Below are 7,304 nucleotides of genomic sequence, written 5' to 3' on the forward strand. Positions count from 1 at the left end.
GGGATCAGTCGGCGTCGATGCCGGAGGGCGGCTCGGCCCAGTAGTTCTGCCGGTGCTGCGAATATGTGGGGATCGGCGTGGCGCTGCCGGTCGGTTCCCACATCAGCGCGCCGCGGTAGGTGACCAGCGTCGCGTCGTCGGATTCCTTCGACGGGTCCGCGGTGCCGGTATAGCCGAGATACCAGGTGGCGGTGATGGTGGTCAGGGTTTCGCGCTCCGCGGCGCCGGGGCCGGTGGCGAGGAAGGCGTCGATGTCCGCCGCGCCGGAGGCGTCGACTGCGGATTGCAGCGCGCCGAGCTTGGCGCCGAAATCCGGGTCGAGCGCCATGAGCTGGGCGAGGGCTCGCTCCGCGAGGGCGGGGTCCGGCGCGCCGCGGCCGGTCGCGAAGGCGGAGAGCGCCGAGAAGCGCGGCGAAGGTCCGGCGGCGGCGGGGCCGGGCCGCAGGCCCGCGGCGGCGGCGAGGCCGGCCAGGGCGGAGGTCGCGAGCATGTCGCGGCGGCTGAGGCGGCCGGGTCCGGCGGCAGGGCTGCGGCCTTCCGTCCGGGGGGGGGTGGGATGGCATTGGCTGGGCTCCATTCTCTGGCGGATCGAGGGCCGGAGCGCTGCACCGCGGGCGCGGAAGGGCGGAGACCCGGTGCGGTTCCGGCTGGGCGGCATGATGATGCCGGGCGCGGCACTGGCCAGCCGCGGGGGGCAGAAGACACTCTTCGGAAATTTCGAACAATTCGGCAAAACAGATGCATGAAATTCGATTTCAGAGAAGGAAGGCTGCGCCGCCCGCGCCGGTGGCAGCGGCACGGCCGACCGGGGGCGCGGGAGGCAGCGAGGCGGGGCTGGAGGCGCTCCGGTTGGCCAGGGCGTGTCGTTCCTGACAGGCAGCCTTGCTGCGCGTCACGGGGGCTCTCCGGGTCTCTGGCACGGCGTTCCGGCCGGAGGCTGGCCAGCGGGCGGGTCCGGAACGGGGCAGGGGCCGCCTGTGCGTTTCAGGGGAGGGCGAAGGGCGGCCAGGCTCGGATGGCCGGGAGCGGCGCCTGTCCCGGCGCCGCCGGTCGGCATCAGCGCGGCCTGGCGGGACCGCCCTGATGCCGGGGTCCGCGACGTCATCGCCGCTCCCGGCAGGCTGCGGCGGGCGAAGCACCCAACGCCGTGCGGCTGGCGGCTGGCCGCCGGGAAGCCGGGCGCTTCCGTGCAGCGATGCGGCCCCTGCTTTGCGATGGGGCCATCGTGCCTGTCCGCATGTCCTCGCGCGGCTGCAGGCGCGGCCTGCGCACATCGGCCGGGGCCACCCTTCCGCCGGTCCGTCCCGATGGAAAGTGCGGGCCGGCTGCAGGCAGCGTGCCGGGTCCGGGAGCTTCTGAGCCGTGGCGGGTCGGCCGCGTGCCCGCCATGCGGCCGCTCATCGCCCGAAGGATGGCTTGGCGTCCGGCCGCTGGGTGCTGCTGCGGCGCGGTTCGGGCCGCGGTTCCGCGCTACCGGACGTCCGCTCGGGCCCAGGCCAACCCAAGCTGTCCTCTGCTCCGGCAGGGAGCGGCCCGGCGCGGGGCTGGCCGATTTGGATCGACGCCCGTTCCGGCAGCGGATGTGCTGGCCCGCCGTCGTGGCTGCGCTGTCGATGCGCCGGGCAGCCCTCCGGCAACCGCAGGCCCGCGATCCGGCTGTCGGTCTGCGGCAAGCGGGCAGGGGGGACGGCCGGGACATTGCGACGGGGCCTCGGCCCGTGCCGCCGCTGGACAGGGGGACGGTTCCGCGGTTCCATGCCGCCGTCGTCCGGTTCCGCTTCGGGGTGGCCGGCGGCGGTCCTGTCCGGTTTCCGGTCGCGGGGCTGCCCAGGCATCGGGCTTCGCCGTCCTGCGGCTGCTGTGGTGCTGCAGTGCCGTGCCGGAGCCAGGTGGCCAGGATCCCGGGACGGCCCCTGCGGGGCTGCGGTTTGCCATGCTTCCCGGCGGCCGGGATCGCGCGACAGTCATCCCGACGGGAAACCGTGCCGTGCCCTTGCGGCTTCGGCTTCCGGGCCGCGTCATCTTTCCGGGGCCGTCCTGCCGTGCTGTCTGCTCCTGTTGCCAAGATGGCTTGCCGGGCAGGGGCCGAGGGCGGCGCGCTGCGACCTGCAGCAGCCGGGCCATCCGGAGGCGCGCGGCGTTTCGATGCCTTGGCATGGGCATTTGCGCTGCAGATGGCCCGGCCACGCGCGGTCCGGGCTGCCTCCGCCGATCGGCGTCGCGGCATCTTGCCCGGTCCGGAGGAGCCGCCTGCGGCGCCGGCCCTCCCGGCTGCAGAGGCAGATTCATGCGTCCGGCAGAACGGATCGGGCAGGAGGAAACTTACCGGACATAGGCAATACGGTCATGTCGCGGCGGTAACAATTCAAAATGGCCACAAAAGCGCCGACAATGAATCTGGAAGGTCACAGCCGGCAGAACGTTTCCGGGCCGTTTCCCGCTTCATGGAGCCGGAAGCAGCGCGCGGAGCCCTTGGCGCAGCGCAGCGCTCGGCCGGGGGCGACGCAGGCGGCCACCGTGGAACTTCGGGGAAGGTCCGGGTCGCGGCGCCCGGCGCCGACGCGGGGAAGAGATGGAGCCGTGGCACCCGTGGGGCTGCGCAAGCCCATGGACTGATGACCGGAGGACGACTGGCGCTGCTCGCGCTGGTCAAGCAGCGTGCCGAGCGCGACCTTGTGCGCGAAATGCCGGCCTGTGCTGCCGTCCGCATCATGGAATTCGAGTGTCGTGGCACTGGTCCGGGGGCGGATCACAGCGTGAAAGAAGGTCGAGGCGGAGACCGGCGCGGCGAAGGGGCCCGCTCCCCCCGCGCGAGGTCCGGCGCGACAGGTGCCGAGCGAGAGACTGCGACAAGCGGGCGGGCAGGGCCGTGCCGGAATTCCCGGCGCTCGGGAAGGGGCAATTTCCCAACTTCCCGGAGCGTCGCCGGACCGCCGGGACGGTGCCCATGGCAGCCATCCGGGAGGCCCATGTTCATGCCCATGTCCACGGGATTTCCACGCGAACCGTCGGCGGTCCGGTCGAGGCGACGGGCGCAGGCGGCGTGCCGAAGAGCCATGCGAGCCGCTCTTGCCGGGTGGTCGGCGTGCGGGGGAATGCATTCCCCGCGGCCGGTCGGAGGCGCCTGGCCCTCCGGCGGGGAAAAGGCACCCCGGACCCCTTCCTGTTTCCTGTGCCGCCTCCGCCCATGGCGCGACGCAACCTGCCTGAAGGTCCGCGAAAGCGGCAGGATCATCGGCAAGGCCGCGATGCTTGCCGTGGCCGTGAACGAGGACGGCAAGCGCGATGTGCGCGGCGCCGCCGGTCCTCTTCATTCCCTGGGGAACGTGATCCCGGTGCCGGCGGCGGGCAGAGCGCGTCGGCGCGGCCATCCGGGGTCCGGACCGGGAGGAGCATCCGGCGGCTCGGGGCAGACGGCGCCGGGCGGGACAGGCCGGAGACCATTCCGGCCGCGTGCCTGGGCGGCCGCCTGGAGAGCACTTTGACCGGCAGGCAGAACCGGACCGAATTTGCCGGGCAGGGCTCCGGCGTCCGGCCCTCAAGTCTGCCCCCAGGGATTTGCCGCTGGCGCGGACCGGTCCGTATTCCGCCGGGCGGTCTGCTGCTCCTGCCCGTTGCGGGACCGCCGCAGGGCGAAGCAATGCCGCCGGTCCAGTCCGTTTTACGTCAGCCGGCGGATGACGGCTTGCGCAAGCCGGCCGGCCGGCCAAGCGGGCCGACGATGCGGATCTCCACGGCCAGGGGTCTGCAGCGATGCCGGACGGCAGGCCAGAACGCCGGGCATCTTCGCCCCTTCCGGACCGCGGGGGCAAGGCCGCGGCAGCCCGGCGGGGACATCCGCGCGGTCTTGCCGGATCCGGCGGCAATCTGCCAAGAGGGGCGGACACGCCCGGCGGCGCGCGCCGCGGCAGGCCGAGGAGACAGGCATGCAGACAGCAACCCTGGCAGGACCGCGGGACCGCACCCTCGGCATGCTGCTGATGTGCGCGGGCGTCGCCTGCCTCAGCACGAACGACGCGATCGCCAAGCTGCTGGCCGCGGACTACCACCCGATGCAGATCCTGTTCCTGCGCAACCTCTTCGCCCTGCCCGCGGCGCTGGCGATCGCGGTGACGATGGGCGGGCCGGGGGCGCTGCGCTCGCACCGGCCGGCGGCGCATCTGCTGCGCGGCGTGCTGTGGATCGGCGCCGCCTTCCTGTTCTTCTCCAGCCTGCGGCTGATGCCGCTGGCCGAGGCCACGGCGCTGGTCTTCGTCGCGCCGCTCTTCATCACCGCGATCTCGGCGCTGTTTCTCGGCGAGCAGGTCGGCTGGCGGCGCTGGCTGGCGGTTCTGGCGGGCTTCCTCGGCGTCCTGGTCGCGATCCGTCCCGGGGCCGAGGCCTTCCGCCCGGCCTCGCTCCTGCCGGTGGCGACGGCGGCGGTCTATGCGCTGCTGATGGTCAGCGCCCGCTGGGTCGACCGCCGCGAGAGCGTTTGGACGCTGCTGCTCTATCTCACCGGGGCGGGGACGCTGGTCAGCGCGCTGGCGGTGCCGTTCTTCTGGGTGCCGCTGCAGGCCGGCGACCTGTGGCTCTGCGCGGCGATCTCGGTCTTCGGCACGGCGGGCATGACGATGATCACACAGGCGTTCCGGCTGGCGCCCGCGGTGGTGGTGGCGCCGCTCGACTACACCGCGCTGGTCTGGGCGACGCTGCTGGGCTGGGCGCTGTGGCGGGAAATGCCGGCCCCGGCGGTGTTCGTCGGCGCGGCGGTGATCATCGCCAGCGGCGCCTTCACCATCTGGCGGGAACACCGGGCGCAGGGCTGAGCCCGGCTGGCCCCGGCGGAGACAGCGGCCGTCACCCCGAGCTGGAAGTCCGGGCCGTCCCTGGCTCCGGCCAGGCGCTTGCCGCGCCGCCGGCTAAGGAGACGGTTCTGCCGTCGAGCGCGGTGCCTGGCGGGCCCTCGGCTCCGGGCGCCTTCAGCGCGCTCCTGCCCGCGCCGGAAATCACCCGGGCGCCGGTCTCGGGGCTGCGGCGGGCGCGGACGGCGATCTGGCTTCGGAGGTGCCGGACAGGTTTGCCACCGGCTAGCGGCAGGCCGCGGGCGTGCAGCCGACGGTGATGGCGGCCCCCTTGGGCAGGCTGCCTGCAAGGCCAGCGGCACCATTGGCCGCAGGCACGAAGTTCATGCCGCTCCCAGCTTCGGGCAACGGGCCGTTCCCGGTCTTCAGCGCCCCCTTGATCGGGAAGGCGCCGCTGCCGGATCGCGGTGTCCCTGGCGGCGGTCTTCGCCTGCAGCTGGCCGCCCCGACCTTGCCGCCGCTGACGGCGGTTGGGCCGGGGAGGAAGGAACCCGCGCTGCCGCAGCCCAGTCCCAGCGTGGGTCCGTCCACCCGGGGCGGGCCCAATTTCGGGTTCTTCGGGCCGAGCGAAACATCTATGGAGATGTCCGTTCCGGAGAGATGGACCGGGATCTTCGGCCCCGGCAGCAGCGCCATCGAGGATAAGGATCTGCAGCGCGCTGTCCGGCATGATGGCGATACAGAGGAACCCGACCTAGTCCAACTTCCGGAACCTGTCCGTCTTGAAATCGCGCTCCATCTCGCGCGGCCGGATTAGCCGCCGAAGCCCAGATTGGGTTCGCGGCGACATGGACGGTGCGCTTATCGGACGCCTGGAAGGGCGCGGAGCGCTTGCCGTTCTTGCATGTGCAGCCGACGCCGGGCCCGGCCATCTGCTTGCCTGTTTCCCGGCGTCGGGAAGGCAGGGCTTGCTGCGGCCGTCGACGGCCATGCCGCGGAGGAACCGGTTCGGCTTGCAGGGCTTCGTGCCCTTGGCTTCGGCCCGGTTTGTCTCGCCCACCAGCGTCCTGCCTGGCGACACCTGCCATCTGGCTTCCGGCGACGGCTTCGATCCCGGCCCGTCCAAGGGCCGGGCAGCGATCCACGAATGCGCCGCAAGCGCCATCGGTCCGGGCGACGCCGGGAAGGATGCGGATCTGGACCCCGCCCGTCCGGCGGTCGGGACCGCGGGGCAGGATCCGCGCCTGGAGGGCTTCAGGCGGCTCGCCTGGGCCTCGGCCGGGCTTCGGGCGTGGTCCCCCGCCTTCCGCTTCCGAATGGCCCGTCCGAGGTATCCCGCCGCCTGCAGGAAATCGTTTCGAGAGATGGCAGCGGGGCGGTCGCGCGGCCGGGCCATTGCGGCGGAGCGGCAGCGAGGGCCTGGCGGCCATCGGTCCGAAGGCATGTCCGAACGGGCTCGGCCCCGCGCCGGGGGATCGTTGCCCGGCTGCGGCGGGTCTCATGCGCGTCGCCAGCGGCGCTCGAACCGGTGGCCCATCCTCTGGCCACTCTGCCGCGGCCGGTCCGGTATCCCCGATGTCCGGGATCCGGGACAGCGGGTCCGGCCGCAACGGACCGCCGCCCTGGCGGCCGGAGGTGAACGCGGCGGCGCGGATGTCGCCAGCCGTTGCAGCCGTCGCCAGACGCACCTCGCGCCGCTGCGGCGCGCGATGCTTGCGCGCCGGCCATCAATCATCGGGCTTTCGCGGCGCCACTGTCCCACTTCAATCACGGGGCAAGCGGAGGCCCATGCACTCCGTTGCCCGGGCTGGGATCAGCAGGTTGAGCGGCTGGCGGGAGGCCCGATGCGGGATCTGCAATGCGATCCGTGCCTGGCGCCGGCAGAGCGTCGAGTGGTCCGGCACAGGCCGGCCCGGCCATCTCGATCAGGCCCGCGCTGAGACCGTTGGCGAGTGGGCCCGGACCAGCGGCGCCACATTGGTTCGCCTTGATGAATCTGCGGACCGAAAAGGACCTCCAGCATCGGGCAGGTCCGGATGGCAGTCGCCGGGCAGGGCTCCGCCCGTCCGGCCCTCAAATGCTCCCCCCGGTAGATTTGACTCTGGCGCGGAGCGGACCGGACTTCCCCGGGCCGTGTCCCGCCCGACCTCATTCGCGGACAGGTTCGGGATGGCCGCGCCTGCCGGTTCTTGCCGCGGGGCACGCAATCTCCGGATCGAAAGGGAGCTGCGTCACGTGGGCGGGGCGCGCACCGCCGCCAGCGGCGCGCGGACCAGCGGCGCATCCTTCGGCAACGGCCCGGACCAATGGCGCAGCAGTCGCGGGTGGGCCGGGCCAGTTGGCTGTTCGGCAGCGGCTGGCACCGGGCTTCGGCATGGGGCCGATCTGACCTCCGGGCTTCCCGCACTGAATCCCTCTGGCCCATAGCAGGCTGCTGAAATAGTCGGGCGAGCGGAACGGTTTCCGTTTTGCTGGGCGTGAATGCGCGATCTTCCAGCCTTTCCTTGCCTCTCGGCGCAG

At 72.8% G+C, this 7,304-nt stretch carries 3 protein-coding genes; 1 reads left to right on the plus strand and 2 read right to left on the minus strand.

Annotation, left to right across the window (positions count from 1 at the left end; genetic code table 11):
* Positions 1–4: 4 nt before the first annotated feature.
* A complete protein-coding gene (locus HCC78_RS06790; RefSeq protein ID WP_172327987.1) occupies positions 5–490 on the minus strand; it encodes a sugar dehydrogenase complex small subunit in 486 nt (161 codons plus the stop codon).
* Positions 491–3,926: 3,436 nt separating this feature from the next.
* On the opposite strand from HCC78_RS06790, the gene HCC78_RS06795 reads away from it, so the two are divergent.
* On the plus strand, positions 3,927–4,808 hold the full coding sequence (locus tag HCC78_RS06795; protein WP_172327988.1) for a DMT family transporter: 882 nt from the start codon (positions 3,927–3,929) through the stop codon (positions 4,806–4,808).
* Between the two features lie 1,739 nt (positions 4,809–6,547).
* On the opposite strand, the gene HCC78_RS34730 is transcribed toward HCC78_RS06795, so the two are convergent.
* The gene (locus HCC78_RS34730) at positions 6,548–6,688 is read right to left on the minus strand and encodes a transposase (RefSeq protein ID WP_371743787.1); all 141 of its coding nucleotides are present in this window, start codon (positions 6,686–6,688) and stop codon (positions 6,548–6,550) included.
* Positions 6,689–7,304 lie beyond the last annotated feature (616 nt).

The organism is Mangrovicoccus sp. HB161399, assembly GCF_013184745.1.
Taxonomy (GTDB): domain Bacteria; phylum Pseudomonadota; class Alphaproteobacteria; order Rhodobacterales; family Rhodobacteraceae; genus Mangrovicoccus.